The organism is Streptomyces sp. NPDC034099, from assembly GCF_055575415.1.
This window is the reverse complement of the sequence record NZ_JBVISR010000017.1, coordinates 133,003-154,434: the sequence shown is the minus strand read 5'-3', so window position 1 is coordinate 154,434 and position 21,432 is coordinate 133,003. Positions and strand designations below refer to the sequence as shown.

Here is a 21,432-nt window from a genome sequence, read left to right as displayed (position 1 = left end):
GTGACGAGTACGGACGTGACGCCAGAAGCAGAGGACTCGGGACCCGGCGGCTACGCGGCGGCCCGGCTGCGCCTCCTCACCGAGGGGGCGCGGTCCGGGCCGCCGCGCCGCAGGGCGCTCGCCGAACTGACCGACGACTGGCTGGCGGGCCTCTTCGGCGCGGGCACCGGGGGACAGCCGGGAGTATCGCTCGTCGCGGTCGGCGGCTACGGGCGCGGCGAGCTGTCCCCGCGCAGCGACCTGGACCTGCTCCTGCTGCACGACGGCCGCGATGACAAGGCCGTCGCCGCCCTCGCCGACCGCCTCTGGTACCCGGTCTGGGACCTCGGCCTCGACCTCGACCACTCCGTACGCACCCCGCAACAGGCCCGGAAGACCGCGGGCGAGGACCTGAAAGTCCAACTCGGCCTCCTGGACGCCCGCCACCTCGCCGGAGACCCCGGCCTGACCGCCTCCCTGCGCACCGCCGTCCTCGCCGACTGGCGCAACCAGGCCCCCAAACGCCTCCCCGAACTCCGTGACCTGTGCGCCGAGCGCGCCGAACGCCAGGGCGAGCTGCAGTTCCTGCTCGAACCCGACCTCAAGGAGGCCCGGGGCGGCCTGCGCGACGCCACCGCCCTGCGTGCCGTCGCCGCCTCCTGGCTCGCCGACGCCCCGCGCGAGGGACTCGCCGACGCCCGGCGCCGCCTGCTCGACGTACGCGATGCCCTCCACCTGGCCACGGGCCGGGCGACCGACCGGCTGGCGCTGCAGGAACAGGACCAGGTGGCGGCCGAGCTGGGCCTGCTGGACGCCGACGCCCTGCTGCGGCAGGTCTACGAGGCGGCCCGCGTCATCTCCTACGCGGGCGACGTCACCTGGCGCGAAGTGGGGCGCGTACTGCGCTCCCGCTCCGTGCGGCCGCGGCTGCGCGCCATGATGAACGGCGGGAAACCGGTCGCCGAGCGCTCCCCGCTCGCCGAGGGCGTCGTGGAGCAGGACGGCGAGGTGGTGCTCGCCCGCACCGCGCGCCCCGAACGCGATCCCGTGCTCCCGCTGCGTGCCGCGGCCGCCGCCGCACAGGCCGGACTCCCGCTCTCCCTGCACGCCGTACGGCGCCTGGCGGCCACCGCGCGCCCCCTGCCCACGCCCTGGCCCGCCGAGGCCCGCGAGGAACTGGTGACCCTGCTCGGTTCGGGCCGGCCCACGGTGCAGGTCTGGGAGGCGCTGGAGGCCGAGGGCCTGGTCACCCGGCTGCTGCCCGACTGGGAACGGGTCCGCTGCCGCCCGCAGCGCAACGCCGTGCACCTGTGGACCGTCGACCGGCACCTGATCGAGACCGCCGTCCGCGCCGCCGGGTTCACCCGCCGGGTGCACCGCCCCGACCTGCTGCTGGTCGCCGCGCTGCTGCACGACATCGGCAAGGGCTGGCCCGGCGACCACTCGGTGGCCGGCGAGACCATCGCCCGGGACGTCGCGACGCGCATCGGCTTCGACCGCGCGGACGCGGCGGTCCTGGCCACCCTCGTACGCCACCACCTCCTACTGGTGGAGACGGCCACCCGGCGCGACCTCGACGACCCGGCCACCGTGCGCGCGGTCGCGGAGGCGGTCGGCACGGAGCACACGCTGGAACTGCTGCACGCCCTGACCGAGGCGGACGCGCTGGCCACCGGGCCCGCCGCCTGGTCGTCCTGGCGCGGCTCCCTCGTCGCCGACCTGGTGAAGCGGGTCGCCGGGGTGCTGGCCGGTGAACCGCAGGCCGAACCCGCGGCCGCCGCGCCCACCGCGGAGCAGGAGCGGCTGGCGGTCGAGGCCTTCCGCACGGGTGGTCCGGTACTGGCGCTGCGGGCCCAGACCGAGCCCCCGGCCATCGGTTCCGCGACGCCCGACGCGGCGACGGCCGACGGCCCCGAGCCGCTCGGCGTCGAGCTGCTGATCGCTGTACCCGACCAGGCGGGGGTGCTGCCCGCGGTGGCCGGGGTCCTGGCCCTGCACCGGCTGACCGTCCGTACCGCCGAGCTGAGGTCCCTGCCGCTGCCGCACGGCGTCGACGGCTCCGTCCTGCTCCTCGACTGGCGGGTCGCCGCCCAGTACGGCTCCCTGCCCCAGGCCGCCCGGCTCCGCGCCGACCTGGTCCGGGCCCTGGACGGCACCCTGGACATCGCCGGACGGCTCGCCGAACGGGACGCCGCCCACCCCAGGCGCCGGGGCGTGGAGCCGCCGCCGCCCCGCGTCGCCGTCGCACCGGCCGCGTCCCGGCTGGCCACGGTGATCGAGGTCCGCGCCCAGGACGCGCCGGGGCTGCTGTTCCGGCTCGGGCGGGCGCTGGAGGCGGCGGGCGTGCGGGTCCGCAGCGCGCACGTGTCGACGCTGGGGGCGAACGCGGTGGACGCCTTCTACGTCACGCGCGGCAAGGGCGCGCCGTTGCCGGGTGACGAGGCGGCATCGGTGGCTCGGGAGCTGGAGGAGTCGCTGCGGGCGTGACCTTGTGGTCGTGTCATGCGTTGACCGGATGTGCTCCCCGCCGACGCGGGGATGGTCCGGGCAGGTTTTCAGAGGCCGGCATGGACGCCAACCTGCTCCCCGCACCCGCGGGACTTCCAGTCCCTGTCCGCTCTCTGCAGCGGGCAGGGACGAATTGCTTGCCGGGCCGGATACCCTGGAGGGCGACCCACACCAACGCCGACGCGAGGACCTACGCCGCCGTGTTCGATACTCTCTCCGACCGCCTGTCAGCCACCTTTAAATCCCTCCGGGGCAAAGGACGGCTGACCGAGGCGGACATCGACGCCACGGCCCGCGAGATCCGCATCGCGCTCCTCGAAGCCGACGTCGCCCTGCCCGTCGTGCGCGCCTTCATCAAGAAGGTCAAGGAGCGCTCCCTCGGCGCCGAGGTCTCCAAGGCGCTGAACCCGGCCCAGCAGGTCCTCAAGATCGTCAACGAGGAACTGGTCGGCATCCTCGGCGGCGAGACCCGCCGTCTGCGCTTCGCCAAGCAGCCGCCGACCGTGATCATGCTGGCCGGTCTGCAGGGTGCCGGTAAGACCACCCTCGCGGGCAAGCTGGGCCACTGGCTCAAGGAGCAGGGCCACTCTCCGCTGCTCGTGGCCTGCGACCTCCAGCGCCCCAACGCCGTCAACCAGCTGAGCGTCGTCGCCGAGCGCGCCGGTGTCGCGGTCTACGCCCCCGAGCCGGGCAACGGCGTGGGCGACCCGGTCAAGGTCGCCAAGGACTCCATCGAGTTCGCCAAGTCCAAGGTCCACGACCTGGTCATCGTCGACACCGCCGGCCGTCTGGGCATCGACCAGGAGCTGATGCAGCAGGCCGCGGACATCCGCGACGCCGTCAGCCCCGACGAGATCCTCTTCGTCGTCGACGCGATGATCGGTCAGGACGCGGTCAACACCGCCGAGGCCTTCCGCGACGGCGTCGGCTTCGACGGCGTGGTGCTCTCCAAGCTCGACGGCGACGCCCGCGGTGGCGCGGCCCTGTCGATCGCCTCGGTGACCGGCAAGCCGATCATGTTCGCCTCGAACGGCGAGAAGCTCGAGGACTTCGACGCCTTCCACCCGGACCGGATGGCCTCCCGCATCCTCGACATGGGTGACCTGCTCACCCTGATCGAGCAGGCGGAGAAGACGTTCAGCCAGGAAGAGGCCGAGAAGATGGCCTCCAAGCTGGCGTCCAAGAAGGGCCAGGACTTCACCCTGGACGACTTCCTGGCCCAGATGGAGCAGGTCCGCAAGATGGGCTCCATCTCCAAGCTGCTCGGCATGCTGCCCGGCATGGGCCAGATGAAGGACCAGATCAACAACCTCGACGAGCGCGACGTCGACCGCACGGCCGCCATCATCAAGTCGATGACCCCGGCCGAGCGCCAGGAGCCGACGATCATCAACGGCTCCCGCCGCGCCCGTATCGCGAAGGGTTCCGGCGTCGAGGTCAGCGCGGTGAAGAACCTGGTCGAGCGGTTCTTCGAGGCCCGCAAGATGATGTCCCGCATGGCCCAGGGCGGCGGCATGCCCGGGATGCCGGGGATGCCCGGCATGGGCGGCGGGCCGGGGCGGCAGAAGAAGCAGCAGAAGAAGGCCAAGGGCAAGCAGCGCTCGGGCAACCCGATGAAGCGCAAGCAGCAGGAACAGGAGGAGGCCGCCCGTCGTGCCGCCGCCGCCCAGAGCGGCGGTGCGCTGGGACTGCCCCAGCAGGGCGGGCAGGACTTCGAGCTGCCGGACGAGTTCAAGAAGTTCATGGGCTGACCGCCCGTTCCGCACGCGGCACCGCACCGGGGCGCCCCTCGACGAGACCGAGGGGCGCCCCGGCGCCGTACACCCACATGCCCGCGCGGCTTTCCTGTCGTAGCGTCCGGATATGACCAATCCGTCCCCGCCGCGCAAGGCACCCGAGCCGCCCTGGCGGACCGAGGGCACGCCCGACGAGCCGCCCAAGCCGCCGCCCGGGGGCAGGAGGATGCGCGGCGGCTGGTGGAACCTGGTCCTGGCCGCGCTGATCGTCTACCTCATCGCCAACCTCGTGCTCTCCTTCTTCAACGAGGGCGACGAGCCGACCATCTCCTACACGGAGTTCAGCAAGCAGGTCGACGAGGGCAACGTCAGCAAGATCTACGCCAAGGGCGACGCGATCCAGGGCCAGCTGAAGAAGGCCCGGGACAATCCCGAGGGCGACGGGACGTACACCAAGTTCACGACCGAGCGGCCGACCTTCGCGGACGACCGGCTCTGGGCCGACCTGACGAAGAACAAGGTCACGGTCACCGCCGAGCCCGTCGTGCAGCACCGCAGCTTCCTGGTCAACCTGCTGATCGCGCTGGCCCCGATGCTGCTCCTGGTGGTGTTGTGGATCTTCGTCGCGCGGCGCATGCGGGGTGCCCTGGGCGGCGGGGCGGGCGGCATGCTCGGCCGCAAGGCGCCGCCCAAGCCGGTCGAGCTGGAGGCCGGGGAGCCGCGCACCACCTTCGCCGACGTCGCCGGGATCGACGAGGTGGAGGGCGAGCTGAGCGACGTCGTCGACTTCCTCAAGAACCCGGACGCCTATCGCCGGATGGGCGCCAAGATGCCCCGGGGTGTCCTGCTGACCGGCCGGCCCGGCACCGGGAAGACGCTCCTCGCGCGCGCGGTGGCCGGAGAGGCGGGCGTGCCGTTCTTCTCCGCGTCGGCGTCCGAGTTCATCGAGATGATCGTGGGCGTGGGCGCCTCCCGGGTGCGGGAGCTGTTCGCCGAGGCCCGCAAGGTGGCGCCGTCGATCATCTTCATCGACGAGATCGACACCATCGGCCGTGCCCGCGGCGGCGGGTCGGGCATGGGCGGCCACGACGAGCGCGAGCAGACCCTGAACCAGATCCTGACCGAGATGGACGGCTTCTCCGGCTCGGAGGGCGTGATCGTCATCGCCGCCACCAACCGTGCCGACATCCTGGACGCCGCCCTGACCCGCCCCGGTCGCTTCGACCGGGTGGTCAGCGTCTCGCCGCCGGACAGAAGTGGCCGGAAGGCGATCCTGGAGATCCACACCCGCGAGATCCCGCTCGCCCCGGACGTCGACCTCGCCCAGGTCGCCCGTACGACACCGGGCATGACCGGCGCGGAACTCGCCAACCTGGCCAACGAGGCGGCGCTGCTCGCGGTCAAGCGGAAGCAGGACCGGGTGACGCAGGCGAACCTCTCCGAGGCGCTGGAGAAGGTCCAGCTGGGGGCCGAGCGCCCTCTGGTGATGCCCGAGGAGGAACGCCGGCGCACCGCGTACCACGAGAGCGGTCACGCCCTGCTGGGCATGTTGCAGCCGGGCGCCGACCCCGTTCGCAAGATCACCATCGTGCCGCGCGGCCGGGCCCTCGGGGTGACGCTGTCGACGCCGGACGCGGACAAGTACGCGTACACGGAGGAGTACCTGCGCGGGCGGATCATCGGCGCGCTCGGCGGCATGGCGGCCGAGCACGTGGTGTACGGGATGATCACGACGGGTTCGGAGAGCGACCTGGAACAGGTCACCAACATCGCCCGCGGCATGGTCGCCCGCTGGGGCATGAGCGAGCGGGTCGGACGGCTCTCCGCCCTCCCCGGCGACGCCCAGCAGGCGTACGGTCTCGCCGCCGCGCCGCAGACGCTCGACGCGATCGACGGCGAGATGCGACGGGTCGTGGACTCCTGCTACGAGGAGGCCGTGCGCAAGCTGCGCGACCACCGGGGGCAGCTCGACGCGCTCGCCGAGTCGCTGCTGGCGAGCGAGACGCTGGACGAGGCGGAGGCGTACCGCATCGCCGGGATCACCCGGCTGACGAAGGACGACCCGGAGGCCTGAGCGGCCGTCCGGGTGCGTGCGCGGTCACTGCCTCTGCGGGAACTTCCAGACGTAGGGCTCGCCGTCCTCCTCCGACCAGTGGACCTCGACGCTGGTCGCGCCCGCCGGGATCACATAGGTCTCGCAGAAGACGTGGCTCTCGCCCTGCTTCCAGCTCTCGACGTCGTACGGGTCCTCGCAACCCGGCGCGTCCTCGGAGGCGCCGATGAGGACGCCGCCGCGCTGTCCGTCCGCGAAGACGGTGGTGCCGTCGTGCACGTCGGAGCCCTCGGTCAGGGCGGGCCCGGCCTTGTGCGTGTACTTGATGTGCGCGGTGGCCAGCACCTTGCCCTTGGCGTCCGCGGCGTCCGCCACCGCCTTCGCGGCCTCCGCCTCGGTGCCCACCTCGACCTTCTGGGCCACGACGTCGTACGTGACCTCGCCGGGGTCCTCCGCGACCTTCCCCGTCGCGCTCTCGCCCTGCGCCATGTCGCCGCCCGATTCGGGTTGGGAGGGCGACGGCGAGGCCGCCTCGGCGGTCGCTCCGCTCTTCGCGCCGGTGCCGGTGTCGTCGTCCCCGCCCCCGCACGCGGTGAGGGCCAGGGCGAGGACGGCGACGGGCGCGGCGAGGCGCAGAGCGGTCTTGCGGTGCGGCACTACGGGCTCCTGTATGCAGATGTGTCTGTTCCCCCGAACGGTGGATCAGGGTAGAGGTCCATGATCCACCGGGGGGAACCGCCCGAGCCCCGGACCGGCTTCTTCACACCCTTCACACCTGCATCGGAAGAAACGCGTCAGGTGCCGCACGCACTCGGCCGGAAACGGTCGGAGCCAATCGTCAGGGGACTCGTGCGATCAGGTAGCGGAACACGTTCGGCATCCACACGGTCCCGTCCGGCCGCTGGTGCGGGTGCAGGGCCTCCGTCAGCTCCTTGTCGACCTGTTCCCGGTCGGTCGCCGCGACCGCCGCGTCGAACAGCCCGGTGGACAGCAGTCCGCGCACCGCGCTGTCCGGGTCGGCGTAACCGAACGGGCACGCCACGCGCCCCGAGCCGTCCGGCCTGAGTCCGGCCCGCTGGGCGACCTCCTCCAGGTCGTCGCGCAGGGCGGGGCGCCAGCCGCCCGGGCCGCGCATCGGGTCGGTGAGCTTGGCGGCCACCCGCAGCACCGAGGTCGTGGCGCACCGCTCGGGAGGGCCCCAGCCGGCCAGCACCACGGCCGCCCCGCGTGCGGCGAGCGGCGTCGCCCGGGCGAGCAGCTCGCCCAGCTCCTCCGCGTCGCCCGCGCGGCATCCGGTGGGTTCGAAGGCGGTCACCAGGGTGAACGCCGGTGCCGTGGGGTCCGCCGCGTCCTCGGGCGAGCCCTCGACGATCCGTGGCGCGTCGGCACGCGCGCGCGTGCCGACTGCGCCGCCCGCCCCGGGTCCCGCGGTCGTTCCGGGCTCCTCGGACGCCCCGGACAGCAGGCGCCGACGGGCCAGGGCCAGGAGGTCCGGGGAGCGGGAGTCGACTCCGGTCACCGTGGCACCGCGCGAGGCGGCCATCAGCAGCGCGAGACCGGAACCGCAGCCCAGGCCCAGCATCCGGGTGTCGCCGCCCACGTCCAGTCGCTCGTAGACGGCCTCGTAGAGCGGTACGAGCATCCGCTCCTGTATCTCGGACCAGTCACGCGCGCGTGCCCGCAGGTCCACGTGAGGCGTCGCCCTCGCGTGAGATGGGTGCTGCCGCACGAGCGTAGGTGTCATAGGAAAGTGCCCCAATCGCCGAGTGTTGCCGCCGTGCCCGATTCCATGGCCCCCGTGCAGTGCGCTCGCAACTCCCCCGTATGCCAGGTAACTCCGGGCTCGCCCCGGCGTCCAGTGGTAGCGGGGCCCGGTTTGCCCGATCCCCGGCAGCGTGGCGAGATTTCACTTCCCGGCAACATGGGTCTGACCGCGCGGTACCCGGGGCGACCCCGTCGCGCCCCCTCGACCGGTTGGCCGGATCGTGTCGCTGGGCGATGACCGTGGGTGGCCGCCGCACGGACGGCACGGTTCCGGCCAAGGTCGGCCAGGTCGACGGCGCCCGCGCGGGGCCCGGAGGGGCCGGGAGACGGGGCGGTGCCGCACGCCGGCGGCGTACCCGGTAACGTCGCGTCCGTCGACGCGTCCCACCCGGACCGCGTCCCTCCGGCGCGACAGCGGCCGAAACGGCCCTTGCGCCCGCGCGAGTCCCGCACTCCGGCGAGTGGACGGCGGCTACGCGCCGGCGCGTACGTCGGACTACGCACCAGCTTGGTACGAGCTGTGAGGCTTCTCCGCAGATCAGCGCACCCGCCCTCGTCGGGACGCATCAGCGGCAACTGACTGGTACGTGCAAATTATTTGGGATGCCCCGGAATAGGAACACAGCGGCACCCCGGCTCGTTGTCATTACGTGAGCACGACACCACCTGTTCTCGCCGCAGAGCTGGCGCAGGCGTGGGCCGACATTCAGCGGCACCACACCGAGCTGCCCGATCTTGCCGCGCCCGAGTCCCTGATCGGAGAGTCGTCGTCCGCCTGCGGCCACGAACTCTCCTTCGAGCGACTGCTTCACGAGGCAGTCCACGGCATCGCCGCCGCGCGCGGAGTACGCGACACCTCCCGCGCGGGGCGCTATCACAACCGTCGGTTCCTCGCGATCGCCGAGGAGCTGGGCCTGGACCATCCCGAGGAGCCGCATCCCAGCAGCGGCTTCTCGCTGGTCACGCTCACCCCCGAGGCGAAGCGCCGCTACCGCCCGACGATCGAACGCCTGCAGCGCGCGCTGAAGGCCCACACCGTCGCCACCGCGACCGACACGGCCCGCAGCTTCCGCGGTCCGGCCGCCCGTCACGGCTCCTCCGGGGGAGGGGTGCGCGTGAAGGCGGTCTGCGACTGCGGGCGCAACGTCCGCGTCGTCCCGTCGGTGCTGGCCCAGGCCCCGATCATGTGCGGCGGCTGCGGCAAGCCGTTCCGGATCCCGGAGGTGGTCGGCGCGGGAGTGAGCTGACGGTCCGGCTGCTCGTGGCAGCCGGACCGGGGCCGGGTTCCGTCGGGAGCCGAGCGGTCCGCCCACGGGCGGGCCCGGTGCCCTCGGTCCGACGGGCCTGCCCGCGTGTGGCACAATGGCTAGCTGTACTCGACAGTCGCACAGGACCCCTCTCTCCTCCGGCTGACGCGTCCATCGGGCACTCGGGTACCGCAACCCCACGCGGCTCTCTCGCCGTGCCCAACCACGTCAAAACCAGGAGAACCCACTCCCGTGGCAGTCAAGATCAAGCTGAAGCGTCTGGGCAAGATCCGTTCGCCTCACTACCGCATCGTCGTCGCCGACTCCCGTACCCGCCGTGACGGCCGGGCCATCGAGGAGATCGGCAAGTACCACCCGACGTACAACCCGTCGGTGATGGAGGTCGACGCCGAGCGTGTCGCGTACTGGCTCGGTGTCGGCGCCCAGCCGACCGAGCCCGTGCTCGCCATCCTGAAGAAGACCGGCGACTGGCAGAAGTTCAAGGGCGAGCCCGCCCCGGCTCCGCTGCTGCAGCCGGCCGAGAAGGCGGCCCGCCCGTCCTTCGAGGCGATCGGTGGCGAGGACGAGGGCAAGGGTGAGGCGATCACCCAGAAGAAGAAGGCCGACAAGAAGGACGAGGCCGCTGCCGAGTCCTCCGCGTCCGAGGCCTGAGCATGCTCGAGGAGGCTCTCGAGCACCTCGTGAAGGGCATCGTCGACAATCCTGACGATGTGCAGGTCGCCTCGCGCAACCTGCGCCGCGGGCGGGTGCTCGAGGTCCGGGTCCACCCGGACGACCTCGGAAAGGTGATCGGTCGCAACGGCCGCACCGCACGCGCCCTGCGCACCGTCGTGGGCGCCATCGGAGGGCGCGGTGTCCGTGTCGACCTCGTCGACGTGGACCACGTCCGCTGACGCCAATCGCAGCACCGGCTCGGGCCGGGGAAGGCCACTGGGCCGTCCCCGGCCCGCAGTCGTATGAGCCCGACCGGCTCGTCGCAGTACCGACAGGAGATCAAGCACAGTGCAGCTGGTAGTCGCGCGCATCGGCCGCGCCCACGGAATCAAGGGCGAGGTGACCGTCGAGGTCCGCACGGACGAGCCGGAGCTGAGGCTCGGGCCCGGAGCCGTCCTGGCCACCGATCCCGCCTCCACCGGGCCGCTCACCATCGAGACCGGCCGGGTGCACAGCGGCCGCCTGCTGCTGCGCTTCGTCGGCGTCCACGACCGCACCGGTGCCGAGGCGCTGCGCAACACCCTCCTGATCGCCGACGTGGACCCCGACGAGCGGCCCGAGGACGAGGACGAGTACTACGACCACCAGCTGATCGACCTCGACGTGGTGACCGCCGGCGGCACCGAGGTGGGCCGCATCTCCGAGATCTCCCACCTGCCCACGCAGGACCTCTTCGTGGTGGAGCGCCCCGACGGCAGTGAGGTCTACGTGCCGTTCGTCTCCGAGATCGTCACCGCGATCGACCTCGACGGGCAGCGCGCGGTCATCGACCCGCCGCCCGGACTGATCGACGACCGGGCCGAGATCGCGTCCGCGCGGGACGCCGCCGGGGACGAGGACGCGGACGCCGAGGACACCGCCGGGGACGAGGCGTGATGCGGCTCGACGTCGTCACGATCTTCCCCGAGTACCTGGAACCGCTGAACGTCTCCCTCGTCGGCAAGGCACGCGCGCGCGGACAGCTCGGCGTCCACGTGCACGACCTCCGCGAGTGGACGTACGACCGCCACAACACGGTCGACGACACCCCCTACGGCGGCGGCCCCGGCATGGTCATGAAGACCGAGCCGTGGGGCGACGCGCTGGACTCCGTGCTGGCCGACGGCTACGAGACGGGGTCCGGCGAGCCCGCCCTGATCGTGCCCACGCCCAGCGGTCGGCCCTTCACCCAGGAACTCGCCGTCCACCTCTCCGAACGGCCCTGGCTGATCTTCACCCCCGCCCGGTACGAGGGCATCGACCGCCGCGTCGTCGACGAGTACGCGACCCGGATGCCCGTGTACGAGGTGTCCATCGGCGACTACGTCCTGGCCGGCGGCGAGGCCGCCGTACTCGTCGTCACCGAGGCCGTGGCCCGGCTGCTGCCCGGCGTGCTCGGCAACGCCGAGTCCCACCGGGACGACTCCTTCGCCCCCGGCGCCATGGCCAACCTGCTGGAAGGCCCCGTCCACACCAAGCCGCCGCTGTGGCGCGGGCGCGGCATCCCGGACGTGCTGCTCAGCGGCCACCACGGGAAGATCGCCCGCTGGCGCCGCGACGAGGCCCTGCGCCGCACCACGGCCAACCGGCCCGACCTGATCGAACGGTGCGATCCCGCCGCCTTCGACAAGAAGGACCGCGAGATGCTCTCCATCCTGGGCTGGCAGCCCGACCCGGACGGGGAACCGTACGGCCGATTTTGGCGCAGGACCCCGGGCATGGAAGAATAGGCCGCTGTTGTGCGTCCGTCCGGAGCGCGCCCCTGCCACAGGGGGAGACGACGCCCGTCCCGACCCGCACGACCCTGATTCCGAAACACCTAGTTTCCGTTGATGACCTGTGGCATCAGCGAGGAAAGCAGACGAAATGTCTCACCTGCTCGACTCCGTCGACGCCGCGTCGCTGCGCAGCGACGTCCCGGCCTTCCGCCCCGGCGACACCGTCAACGTCCACGTGCGCGTCATCGAGGGCAACCGCTCCCGTGTGCAGCAGTTCAAGGGCGTGGTCATCCGCCGCCAGGGCGCCGGCGTGCGCGAGACCTTCACGGTCCGCAAGGTCTCCTTCTCCGTCGGCGTCGAGCGCACCTTCCCGGTGCACACCCCGATCGTGGAGAAGATCGAGCTCGTCACCCGCGGTGACGTCCGCCGCGCCAAGCTGTACTACCTGCGCGAGCTGCGCGGCAAGGCCGCGAAGATCAAGGAGAAGCGCGAGAGCTGAGCGCCCTCCGAGGTCCGCGCCGGGGCCGGATAGCATCTGGCCCCGATGGACATCGAAACACAGCACACGGAGCGCGACCGCTCCTCCCGCCCTTCCGACTCCGAGCAGCCCTCGGACCCGGAGGGCCCGGAGGGACGGTCGCGTTCCGCGTTGGCGGGGCGGATCACGGACTGGGTGCCGGGCGGCCGGATCACCGTGGTCCTGCTGGCCCTCCTGCTGCTCCTGCTGCTGGTCAGCACCTTCGTGCTGCAGCCGTTCCAGATCCCCAGCGGATCGATGGAGCGGGGATTGAGGATCGGCGACCGCGTTCTCGTAAACAAGTTGGCGTACCGTTTCGATGGCCGGCCGCAGCGGGGAGACATCGTCGTCTTCGACGGCACCGGGAGCTTCGGGCACGGCGACTACATCAAACGCGTTGTCGGTGTGGGCGGGGACCACGTGGTGTGCTGCGACGAGGAGGGGAGGGTCCGGGTGAACGGCCAGTCGGTCGACGAGTCGGCTTTCCTGTACCCCGGCGACCGCCCGTCCACAGTCCCCTTCGACGTCGTCGTCCCCGACGGCACCCTCTTCGTCCTCGGCGACCACCGCGCCGACTCCAGCGACTCCCGCGACCACCTGGGCTCCCCGGGAGGCGGGATGGTCCCGCTGGACGACGTGATCGGCCGCGCCGACTGGATTGTCTGGCCCTTCGGCCACGCCACCCGGCTCGACCGCCCCGACGGCTACGCGCGCGTGCCGGACGCGGAGGCGGGCGCCGGGGCCTCGCGCGGCGAGGACGCCGATGGGTAGCCGGGGCAAGCCGCGAGGAGCGCCCAGCAGCCCCACGGAGAATCTGCTGCCCACCGGGTCGCGGCGCACCGCCGCACCGTCCGGCGGCCGCTCCCGCGCCGAACGCCGCAAGCTCCAGCGCAAGGTCAAACGGCGGCGCAGACGCGGCGCCGTCAAGGAGATCCCGCTCCTCATCGGCGTCGCGGTCCTCATCGCGCTGGTGCTCAAGACCTTCCTCGTGCAGGCCTTCGTGATCCCCTCGGGCTCCATGGAGCAGACCATCCGGATCGGCGACCGGGTCCTGGTGGACAAGCTCACCCCCTGGTTCGGGTCCGAGCCGCAGCGCGGGGACGTCGTCGTCTTCCGGGACCCGGGCGGCTGGCTCCAGGGCGAGCAGACCACCAAGAAGGACGACCCCGTCGTCGTCAAACAGGTCAAGGAGGGCCTCGCCTTCATCGGACTGCTGCCGTCCGACGACGAGAAGGACCTCATCAAGCGGGTCGTCGCGGTGGGCGGGGACCACGTCAAGTGCTGCGACAAACAAGGACGCGTCACCGTCAACGGCGTTCCCCTGAACGAGGACTACCTGTACCCCGGGGACAGCCCGTCCCGCACGCCGTTCGACGTCACCGTCCCCGAGGGGCGGCTGTGGGTGATGGGCGACCACCGGTCCAACTCCGCCGACTCCCGCTTCCACCAGGAGACCGACTTCGGGACGGTGTCCCAGGACGAGGTGGTGGGACGGGCCATGGTGATCGCGTGGCCGTTCGGTCACTGGACCACCCTGGACGAACCGGAGACGTACGCCTCCGTGTCCGACGCGGCCTCCGGTTCGACCGCCGCTCCCGAGCTGTCGCATAGGGTTGCCCCCTACGATCCGAACGCGATGATTGAACTCCCGACCCCTGCGGAACTCCCGCTCGTTATGGGAGTGGTGGGCCTGCGCCGTTTCCGGGGCAGGCGGCGGCAGAGAGTAAGGAGTTGGCGTGGGGGATGTGGCGGTTGGCGCACGGTCCGGTCACGACGGCGAGGAGAACCGCGGACGCCCCGAGGAGAGCTCCGGTCCGACCGCGGTCGGCGCCCCGGACTCCGGGTACGGCTCCGGGACCGAGGACGGCAGGGTGACGAACGGACAGCACGGCCAGGGCGGACACAACGGCGGGACGGAGGACGAGGGAGTCGGCGGGATGCCGCCCGCGACCCCTCCCGCGGCCAAGAAGCAGCGCTCCTTCTGGAAGGAACTGCCGATCCTGATCGGCATCGCGCTGGTGCTCGCCCTGCTGATCAAGACGTTCCTGGTGCAGGCGTTCTCCATCCCCTCGTCCTCGATGGAGAACACCCTTCAGATCGGTGACCGGGTCCTGGTCGACAAGCTGACCCCCTGGTTCGGCTCGGAGCCCGAGCGCGGCGAGGTCGTCGTCTTCCACGACCCGGACGACTGGCTGGCGGGCGAGCCGACGCCCGACCCGAACGCGTTGCAGACGGTCCTCAGCTGGATCGGCCTGATGCCGTCCGCCGACGAGAAGGACCTGATCAAGCGGGTCATCGGCGTCGCCGGTGACACGGTCGAGTGCAACAAGACGGGCCCGCTCAAGGTCAACGGCAAGGCGCTGAACGAGCCGTACGTCTACCCAGGCAACACGCCGTGCTCGGACGACGACCAGGGCGGGCGGTTCAAGGTCACGGTCCCCGAGGGCAAGATCTGGGTCATGGGCGACCACCGGCAGAACTCCCGGGACTCCCGCTACAACCAGTCGGACAAGAACGGCGGCATGGTCCCGGTGGACGAGGTCGTCGGCCGCGCCATCGTGGTCGCCTGGCCGATGAACCGCTGGAGCACCCTGCCGGTCCCCGACACCTTCGGCCAGGACGGGCTCCAGGACCAGCCCTCGGCCGCCGCCGCGCTGTCGGTCGCCCCGCAGGGCCTGGCCGTCGCCGGTGTGGTCCCGGTCGTCTGGTGGCGTCGTCGCCGCACCGCTCCGGCCGAGACCCGCTGAGCCCGCCGGATCGCGCCGACGTTCGAAGAGCCCCCTTCCGGCCCCCGGGAGGGGGCTGCCCCGTTGGCGTACCGCCGGGTAAGGTGCCGCTCCATGGGTGGCGAGAGCACGACACGTACGGTCCCGCGCGGCGGCGGAGCGAACAGGAGTCCGGTGGGCAGCCGGACCGGACAGCGGCTGTCCGGCATCGCGGTGGCGCTGGGCCTGGTGCTGTTCCTCGGCGGATTCGGCTGGGGAGCGGTGGTCTACCGGCCCTACACCGTGCCGACCAGTTCGATGACGCCGACGATCGACGCCGGTGACCGGGTCCTGGCGCAGCGCATCGACGGCGCCGACGTCCGCCGGGGCGACGTCGTCGTGTTCAAGGACGCGACCTGGGCCAACGCCCCGATGGTCAAACGGGTCGTCGCCGTCGGCGGGGACACCGTCTCCTGCTGCCAGAAGGGCAAGCTGACGGTCAACGGCAAGGTGATCGACGAGCCGTACCTGCCCGCCGGCACCCCGGCCGAGATCAGCGACTTCCAGACGGTCAACGTCCCGGAGGGCCGCCTGTTCCTGCTGGGCGACGAGCGCGACAACTCCGTGGACTCCACCGCCCACCTCACCGACACGGCCGGCGGCACGGTGTCGCGCGGCGCCGTGAACGCCCGCGTGGACGCCGTGGCCTGGCCGATGAACGGCATGCTGGAGCGGCCCACCGGCTTCGAGGCGCTGGGCGACCTCTCCTCGCCGGGTCCGCTGCGGACCGTCGTCGCGGTGGTGATCGCCGGAGCCGTGCTGATCCTGGGCGGCGCGGCCTACGGTCCCCTCGCCAAGCGGGCCGGGGCGTCCCGGGCCCGAAAGGGAGCGGAGCCGACCGGTGGCCGCTGAGGCGACCCCGGCGGGACAGGACACCTACGAGGGCGGACTGCGCCGGGTCGCCCGGGTCGTGCTGCTCGACCCCGAGGACCGCATCCTGCTGCTGCACGGCCACGAACCGGACGACCCGGCCGACGACTGGTGGTTCACCCCCGGCGGCGGCGTGGAGGGCGACGAGACCCGTGCCCAGGCCGCCCGGCGCGAGCTGCTGGAGGAGACCGGCATCACCGACGTCGAACTCGGCCCGGTGCTGTGGCGGCGCAGGTGCTCCTTCCCCTTCGCGGGCCGCCGCTGGGACCAGGACGAGTGGTACTACCTGGCCCGCACCGCCCAGACCGCCACCGAGGCTGTCGGCCTCACCGAACTGGAGCGGCGCAGCGTCGCCGGAGCGCGCTGGTGGACGTGTGAGGAACTGACCCGGGCACGTGAGACGGTGTATCCGACCAGACTCGCCGGGCTGCTGCGCACGCTGCTCGACGAAGGTCCCCCGGCCGGTCCGGTGACCCTGGACACCGAAATCGTCTAGGGGCGCACGGTACTGGCGCACAATGGGGGGACCGCACGGCTGAAGGGGAACATGCCATGAGCGCCGAGGACCTCGAGAAGTACGAGACCGAGATGGAGCTCAAGCTCTACCGGGAGTACCGCGATGTCGTCGGTCTGTTCAAATACGTGATCGAGACCGAGCGGCGTTTCTACCTCACCAACGACTACGAGATGCAGGTGCACTCGGTACAGGGCGAGGTGTTCTTCGAGGTCTCCATGGCCGATGCCTGGGTGTGGGACATGTACAGGCCGGCCCGGTTCGTCAAGCAGGTGAGGGTACTCACGTTCAAGGACGTGAACATCGAGGAGCTGAACAAGAGCGACCTGGAGTTGCCCGGCGGGTGACGGAGTTTTCCACAACCGGTGAGTAGTTCACCGTGAGTGACGGGATCAGCCCGTCTGCGTGATCGTTGGCGCCGGAGGTGGTGCCGACATGAACGCACGAGGTGCGATGGGCAAGTACGGCGAGACACTCGCCGTCCGCCGGCTGACCGGGGCCGGGCTGACCGTCCTGGAGCGCAACTGGCGCTGTGGCAGGACCGGCGAGATCGACATCGTGGCCAGGGACGGGGACGTCCTGGTCGTCTGCGAGGTCAAGACGCGCCGGGGCGGCTCCTTCCAGCACCCCATGGCCGCCGTGACCCCGGACAAGGCCGAGCGGCTGCGGCGGCTCGCGGAGCGCTGGATCCAGACCCACGGAGGAGCCCCACCCGGCGGCGTCCGCATCGACCTGGTCGGCGTGCTCCTCCCGCAGCGCGGCGCCCCCGTGGTCGAGCATGCCCGGGGGGTGGCGTGATGGGGTTCGCGCGTACGTGCTCGGTGGCGCTCGTCGGCGTCGAGGGCGTGGTGGTCGAGGTCCAGGCCGATCTGGAACCGGGCGTGGCGGCCTTCACGCTGGTGGGACTGCCGGACAAGAGCCTCATCGAGAGCCGGGACCGGGTGCGGGCCGCGGTGGTGAACTCGGGCGCCGAGTGGCCGCAGAAGAAGCTGACGGTGGGCCTCAGTCCGGCCTCGGTGCCCAAGAGCGGCAGTGGCTTCGACCTGGCGGTCGCCGCGGCCGTGCTGGGCGCGGCGGAGCGGATCGACCCACGGGTGCTCGCCGACATCGTGATGATCGGCGAGCTGGGCCTGGACGGCCGGGTGCGGCCGGTGCGCGGCATCCTGCCCGCGGTACTGGCCGCGGCCGACGCCGGGTACGAACAGGTGGTCGTGCCGGAGTGTGCCGCCGCCGAGGCGTCGCTGGTGCCGGGCGTGTCGGTGCTCGGCGTGCGCAGCCTGCGCCAGCTGATCGCCGTCCTCGCCGACGAACCCGTGCCGGAGGAGGAGCAGCAGGACCAGCAGGGCCGTCCCGACCCGCTCCTGGCCGGTCTGCGCATGCCCGGCACGGGCGCGGCCACCGGAATGCACAGTGTGGGAGCGGCCCAGCACGACCACGGCCACGACCTCGCCGACGTCGTCGGCCAGGAGTCGGCACGCACGGCCGTGGAGGTCGCCGCGGCCGGCCGCCACCACCTGTTCCTGGAGGGACCGCCCGGCGCGGGCAAGACCATGCTCGCCGAACGGCTGCCCGCCATCCTGCCCCGGCTCTGCCGGGCGGAGTCCCTCGAGGTCACCGCCGTGCACTCGGTGGCGGGCCTGCTGCCGCCGGGCAAGCCCCTGATCGACGTGGCTCCCTACTGCGCCCCGCACCACTCCGCCACGATGCAGGCCCTCGTCGGGGGCGGCCCCGGCATCGCCCGGCCGGGAGCGGTGTCGCTGGCGCACCGAGGCGTCCTGTTCCTGGACGAGACACCCGAGTTCAGCAGCCACGCGCTGGACGCCCTGCGCCAGCCGCTGGAGGCCGGGCACGTCGTCATCGCGCGCAGCGCGGGTGTGGTGCGCTTCCCGGCGCGGTTCCTGATGGTGCTGGCCGCAAACCCCTGCCCCTGCGGGCGGTTCTCCCGGACCGACGAGCTGTGCGAGTGCCCGCCCTCGGCGATCCGCCGCTACCAGGCCAGACTGTCCGGGCCGCTGCTCGACCGGGTCGACCTGCGGGTCGAGGTGGACCGGGTCACGCGCAGCCAGCTGGCAGGGGACGGTCCCCGGGGCGACGCCACCGCGACCGTCGCCGACCGGGTGCGCGCGGCTCGGGAGCGGGCTGCCACGCGCCTCGCGGGCAGCCCGTGGCGGTCGAACAGCGAGGTGCCCGGCCGAGAGCTGCGCAGCCGCTGGCGCGCCGCGCCCGGTGCCCTGGACGAGGCGGAGCGCAGCCTGGAGCGCGGCGTGCTCACCGCCCGCGGACTCGACCGGGTCCTGCGCGTCGCCTGGACCGTCGCGGACCTCGTCGGCCACGACCGCCCCGACGCACGGGACGTCGCCCTGGCACTGCAACTGCGCACGGGAGTCCCGCGGGGCGTGCCGATGGCCTTGGGAGCGCTGACGTGAACGGGGAGACCGTGCCGACGGGGGATGCCGCTGCGGGCGAGGGGACCGCGCCGCTGCCGGGAAACGCGGTGAGGGGGCAGGCCACGCCTCCGGGCGACGCCGCCGTGAGCCGGGAGACCGTGCCCTTGGAGGGCGCCGCCATGAGTGGGAATGCGCCGTCGCCGACGGACGACACCCTCTTCGGCGACGACGCCGTGTCTCTCCGTCGAAGCGGGCCGGCCGAGGGCGTGCATCTCGGTCGCATTGGTCCACCCGAGGGGGACGCGGGGACACGTGTCGCGGCCGGGGACGACGCCGGTGCCGTGGGCGACGACGCCGACGGGAGCGGGGCGCGGGGTGACCGACCGGTGGACGGTGAGTTGCTCGGGCGGGTCTTCCTCGCCCGGGTGCTCGAGCCCGGTGACGAGACGGGCGGTCGGTGGGTGCGGGAGCGCGGGGTCCTGGAGGTGGTGCGGCGCCTGCGCGAGGGCGGGCGCTCCCTGCCGGGAGTGAGCCAGAAGCGCTGGGCCGGGCTGTGCGCTCGGGCGGGCCTGGCCGACCCCCGCCGTGACCTTGCCGTCGCCCGGTCCGCGGGGGTGCGGTTCGTGGTCCCGGGGACCGCGGAGTGGCCGGGTCAGCTCGACGACCTCGGTGACGCCCGGCCGCTCGGGCTCTGGATGCGGGGCGGACCGAGTCTGCGCATGTGGGCGCTCAGGTCGGTCGCCGTCGTCGGCGCCCGCGCCTGCACCGAGTACGGCGCCCACATGGCCACCACCCTCGCCGCCGGACTGGCCGAGCGCGGCTGGGTCGTGGTGTCCGGCGGCGCCTACGGGATCGACGGCGCCGCACACCGCGGTGCCCTCGGTGCCGGCGGCGCCACCGCGGCGGTCCTCGCCTGCGGGGTCGACCGCCCCTACCCTCCCGGGCACACCGCGCTGATCACCAGGATCGCCGAGCAGGGCCTGGTCGTCGGAGAGCTGCCACCGGGCGACCATCCGACGCCGAGCAGATTCATCCTGCGCAACCGGGTCATCGCCGCCCTCACCCGGGGCACCGTGGTCGTCGAGGCCGCCCACCGCAGCGGCTCGCTGGTGACCGCCCGAGCGGCCCGGCGGCTGGGCCGGCACGTGATGGGCGTGCCCGGACCGGCGACCAGCGCCCTCTCCGCCGGGGTGCACGAGCTGCTGCGCGGCGACGCGGTGCTCGTCGGCGACGCCGCGGAGGTGGTCGAACTGGTGGGCGCCATGGGAGAGCTGCCTCCGGAGCGCCGCGGACCCGTCCTGCCCACCGACCTCCTGGAGCCCCGGACCCGCCAGGTGCTGTCCGGTCTCCCCGGGCGGGGAACGGCGACGGCGGCGGAGACGGCACGCCGCGCCCAGACCACCGAGGACGACGCGATCGCGAGGCTGTACGAGCTTCGAGCACTCGGTTACGTCGAACGACACGGCGACGGCTGGAAGTTGACACGCCAGGCGATGATCTCGGTTCGCGGCGGTCGCAGCCCGTGCTGACGCACCGTGTTCGGCCGTCCGGGGGAACCCCGACGCCCCTGGGGATTCTGGCAGTTGAGGTATTCGAGTGATCACCCAGAGCGATCATCGTCCCCCCTGTAGAGCGTTCGGCGGAACGTATCTGCGTAGGGTCACCACCCACTCCTTCGCACACCGCGACGGTCCAGTCACGCTACGCTCACGATGACCCCCACGCAGACGGCCGACAGCAGGCGACAACCAGAGAGCAGACCGGCGGCCACAGGCAGATCCACATCACGGCAGAACGGCACTAGGCGACGAATGCCCCAGCACACCTCCGGGTCCGACCGGGCGGCCATCCCCCCAGCCGCCCGCGACGGTGGCAGCGTGCGACCGTCCGCCCCCTCGACGCTCGACGAGTTGTGGCGGTCGTACAAGGCGACCGGCGACGAGCGGCTGCGGGAACAGCTGATCCTGCACTACTCGCCCCTGGTGAAGTACGTGGCGGGCCGCGTCAGCGTGGGGCTGCCGTCCAACGTCGAGCAGGCCGACTTCGTCTCCTCGGGGGTGTTCGGGCTGATCGACGCCATCGAGAAGTTCGACGTCGACCGGGAGATCAAGTTCGAGACGTACGCGATCACCCGGATCCGAGGCGCGATGATCGACGAACTGCGCGCCCTGGACTGGATCCCGCGTTCGGTGCGGCAGAAGGCGCGCAACGTCGAGCGCGCCTACGCGACGCTGGAGGCACGGCTGCGCCGCACCCCCTCCGAGAGCGAGGTCGCCGTGGAGATGGGGATCGCGGTGGAGGACCTCCACGCGGTCTTCAGCCAGCTGTCGCTGGCCAACGTGGTGGCCCTGGAGGAGCTGCTGCACGCGGGGAGCGAGGGCGGCGGCCGGCTGAGTCTGATGGACACGCTGGAGGACACCGCCGCCGACAATCCGGTGGAGGTCGCCGAGGACCGGGAGCTGCGACGGCTCCTGGCCCGGGCGATCAACACACTGCCGGAGCGGGAGAAGACCGTGGTCACGCTGTACTACTACGAGGGCCTCACGCTCGCCGAGATCGGGAACGTGCTGGGTGTGACCGAGAGCAGGGTCAGCCAGATCCACACCAAGTCGGTGCTGCAGCTGCGCGCCAAGCTGGCGAGTTTCGGTCGCTGACCTGGA

General features: G+C 72.2%; 20 protein-coding genes and 1 pseudogene. 19 read left to right on the top strand and 2 right to left on the bottom strand.

Going from position 1 to position 21,432, the window contains the following annotated elements:
- The 3 genes from ACZ56V_RS34925 to ftsH all read left to right on the top strand — a co-directional run bounded on the left by ACZ56V_RS34925 (position 1) and on the right by ftsH (position 6,297).
- Positions 1-2,466 (top strand): [protein-PII] uridylyltransferase, encoded by a 2,466-nt coding sequence (locus ACZ56V_RS34925; RefSeq protein WP_468947595.1) that lies wholly within the window; start codon positions 1-3, stop codon positions 2,464-2,466.
- 221 nt (positions 2,467-2,687) lie between these two features.
- Complete coding sequence (ffh, locus tag ACZ56V_RS34920) at positions 2,688-4,238, top strand: signal recognition particle protein (protein ID WP_398914804.1); 1,551 nt, start codon at positions 2,688-2,690, stop codon at positions 4,236-4,238.
- 112 nt (positions 4,239-4,350) lie between these two features.
- Positions 4,351-6,297 carry an ATP-dependent zinc metalloprotease FtsH gene (gene ftsH / locus ACZ56V_RS34915; RefSeq protein WP_468947594.1) on the top strand — a complete coding sequence of 649 codons (1,947 nt, stop codon included), beginning with the start codon at positions 4,351-4,353 and terminating at the stop codon, positions 6,295-6,297.
- Positions 6,298-6,321: 24 nt separating this feature from the next.
- Here ftsH and ACZ56V_RS34910 read toward each other — a convergent pair whose 3' ends face one another.
- Both ACZ56V_RS34910 and ACZ56V_RS34905 read right to left on the bottom strand, forming a co-directional pair.
- Entirely contained in the window at positions 6,322-6,933 is a 612-nt protein-coding gene (locus ACZ56V_RS34910) for a hypothetical protein (protein WP_468947593.1), read from the bottom strand.
- 181 nt (positions 6,934-7,114) lie between these two features.
- Entirely contained in the window at positions 7,115-8,020 is a 906-nt protein-coding gene (locus ACZ56V_RS34905; RefSeq protein ID WP_468947591.1) for an SAM-dependent methyltransferase, read from the bottom strand.
- 670 nt (positions 8,021-8,690) lie between these two features.
- On the opposite strand from ACZ56V_RS34905, the gene ACZ56V_RS34900 reads away from it, so the two are divergent.
- The 16 genes and pseudogenes from ACZ56V_RS34900 to whiG all read left to right on the top strand — a co-directional run bounded on the left by ACZ56V_RS34900 (position 8,691) and on the right by whiG (position 21,426).
- Complete coding sequence (locus ACZ56V_RS34900) at positions 8,691-9,287, top strand: hypothetical protein (RefSeq protein ID WP_052838381.1); 597 nt, start codon at positions 8,691-8,693, stop codon at positions 9,285-9,287.
- Positions 9,288-9,539: 252 nt separating this feature from the next.
- Positions 9,540-9,959: a 30S ribosomal protein S16 gene (rpsP, locus tag ACZ56V_RS34895; protein WP_007444852.1), complete on the top strand. Its 420-nt coding sequence runs from the start codon at positions 9,540-9,542 to the stop codon at positions 9,957-9,959.
- A gap of 2 nt (positions 9,960-9,961) precedes the next feature.
- Complete coding sequence (locus tag ACZ56V_RS34890; protein WP_003973401.1) at positions 9,962-10,201, top strand: RNA-binding protein; 240 nt, start codon at positions 9,962-9,964, stop codon at positions 10,199-10,201.
- Between the two features lie 109 nt (positions 10,202-10,310).
- Entirely contained in the window at positions 10,311-10,898 is a 588-nt protein-coding gene (rimM, locus tag ACZ56V_RS34885) for a ribosome maturation factor RimM (RefSeq protein ID WP_468947588.1), read from the top strand.
- Positions 10,898-11,731, top strand: a complete 834-nt coding sequence (gene trmD, locus ACZ56V_RS34880) for a tRNA (guanosine(37)-N1)-methyltransferase TrmD (RefSeq protein WP_356365684.1) — start codon at positions 10,898-10,900, stop codon at positions 11,729-11,731. Before rimM ends, trmD begins: the two co-directional genes overlap by 1 nt.
- 136 nt (positions 11,732-11,867) lie before the next feature.
- Positions 11,868-12,218, top strand: coding sequence for a 50S ribosomal protein L19 (gene rplS, locus ACZ56V_RS34875; protein WP_016432403.1), 351 nt, complete (start codon positions 11,868-11,870; stop codon positions 12,216-12,218).
- A 45-nt stretch (positions 12,219-12,263) separates the two neighbouring features.
- The gene (gene lepB, locus ACZ56V_RS34870; RefSeq protein WP_398914817.1) at positions 12,264-13,007 is read left to right on the top strand and encodes a signal peptidase I; all 744 of its coding nucleotides are present in this window, start codon (positions 12,264-12,266) and stop codon (positions 13,005-13,007) included.
- A pseudogene (gene lepB, locus ACZ56V_RS34865) lies at positions 13,000-14,082 on the top strand (signal peptidase I); the annotation flags it as partial. The gene lepB (ACZ56V_RS34870) and the pseudogene lepB (ACZ56V_RS34865), both read left to right, overlap by 8 nt.
- Positions 13,973-14,983, top strand: coding sequence for a signal peptidase I (gene lepB, locus ACZ56V_RS34860; protein ID WP_398914819.1), 1,011 nt, complete (start codon positions 13,973-13,975; stop codon positions 14,981-14,983). The pseudogene lepB (ACZ56V_RS34865) and the gene lepB (ACZ56V_RS34860), both read left to right, overlap by 110 nt.
- A gap of 93 nt (positions 14,984-15,076) precedes the next feature.
- Positions 15,077-15,853, top strand: coding sequence for a signal peptidase I (gene lepB / locus ACZ56V_RS34855; protein WP_398914821.1), 777 nt, complete (start codon positions 15,077-15,079; stop codon positions 15,851-15,853).
- Complete coding sequence (locus tag ACZ56V_RS34850; protein ID WP_468947585.1) at positions 15,843-16,367, top strand: NUDIX hydrolase; 525 nt, start codon at positions 15,843-15,845, stop codon at positions 16,365-16,367. Before lepB (ACZ56V_RS34855) ends, ACZ56V_RS34850 begins: the two co-directional genes overlap by 11 nt.
- Positions 16,368-16,423: 56 nt before the next feature.
- Positions 16,424-16,732, top strand: coding sequence for a DUF2469 domain-containing protein (locus ACZ56V_RS34845; RefSeq protein ID WP_003965949.1), 309 nt, complete (start codon positions 16,424-16,426; stop codon positions 16,730-16,732).
- Between the two features lie 88 nt (positions 16,733-16,820).
- Positions 16,821-17,183 (top strand): YraN family protein, encoded by a 363-nt coding sequence (locus ACZ56V_RS34840; protein ID WP_198601462.1) that lies wholly within the window; start codon positions 16,821-16,823, stop codon positions 17,181-17,183.
- Positions 17,183-18,811 (top strand): YifB family Mg chelatase-like AAA ATPase, encoded by a 1,629-nt coding sequence (locus ACZ56V_RS34835; RefSeq protein ID WP_468947582.1) that lies wholly within the window; start codon positions 17,183-17,185, stop codon positions 18,809-18,811. Before ACZ56V_RS34840 ends, ACZ56V_RS34835 begins: the two co-directional genes overlap by 1 nt.
- Positions 18,812-18,951: 140 nt before the next feature.
- The gene (gene dprA, locus ACZ56V_RS34830; RefSeq protein WP_468947581.1) at positions 18,952-20,301 is read left to right on the top strand and encodes a DNA-processing protein DprA; all 1,350 of its coding nucleotides are present in this window, start codon (positions 18,952-18,954) and stop codon (positions 20,299-20,301) included.
- A 282-nt stretch (positions 20,302-20,583) separates the two neighbouring features.
- Positions 20,584-21,426 (top strand): RNA polymerase sigma factor WhiG, encoded by an 843-nt coding sequence (whiG, locus tag ACZ56V_RS34825; protein ID WP_398914830.1) that lies wholly within the window; start codon positions 20,584-20,586, stop codon positions 21,424-21,426.
- Positions 21,427-21,432: the final 6 nt, after the last annotated feature.

Coding starts and splice junctions, on each gene's coding strand:
- ACZ56V_RS34835 (WP_468947582.1), top strand. CDS start 17,183: ATGGGGTTCGCGCGTACGTGCTCGGTGGCGCTCGTCGGCGTCGAGGGC.
- whiG (WP_398914830.1), top strand. CDS start 20,584: ATGCCCCAGCACACCTCCGGGTCCGACCGGGCGGCCATCCCCCCAGCC.
- trmD (WP_356365684.1), top strand. CDS start 10,898: ATGCGGCTCGACGTCGTCACGATCTTCCCCGAGTACCTGGAACCGCTG.
- lepB (WP_398914817.1), top strand. CDS start 12,264: ATGGACATCGAAACACAGCACACGGAGCGCGACCGCTCCTCCCGCCCT.
- dprA (WP_468947581.1), top strand. CDS start 18,952: ATGAGTGGGAATGCGCCGTCGCCGACGGACGACACCCTCTTCGGCGAC.
- ACZ56V_RS34905 (WP_468947591.1), bottom strand. CDS start 8,020: ATGACACCTACGCTCGTGCGGCAGCACCCATCTCACGCGAGGGCGACG.
- ACZ56V_RS34890 (WP_003973401.1), top strand. CDS start 9,962: ATGCTCGAGGAGGCTCTCGAGCACCTCGTGAAGGGCATCGTCGACAAT.
- ACZ56V_RS34845 (WP_003965949.1), top strand. CDS start 16,424: ATGAGCGCCGAGGACCTCGAGAAGTACGAGACCGAGATGGAGCTCAAG.
- lepB (WP_398914821.1), top strand. CDS start 15,077: ATGGGTGGCGAGAGCACGACACGTACGGTCCCGCGCGGCGGCGGAGCG.
- rplS (WP_016432403.1), top strand. CDS start 11,868: ATGTCTCACCTGCTCGACTCCGTCGACGCCGCGTCGCTGCGCAGCGAC.
- ftsH (WP_468947594.1), top strand. CDS start 4,351: ATGACCAATCCGTCCCCGCCGCGCAAGGCACCCGAGCCGCCCTGGCGG.
- ACZ56V_RS34840 (WP_198601462.1), top strand. CDS start 16,821: ATGAACGCACGAGGTGCGATGGGCAAGTACGGCGAGACACTCGCCGTC.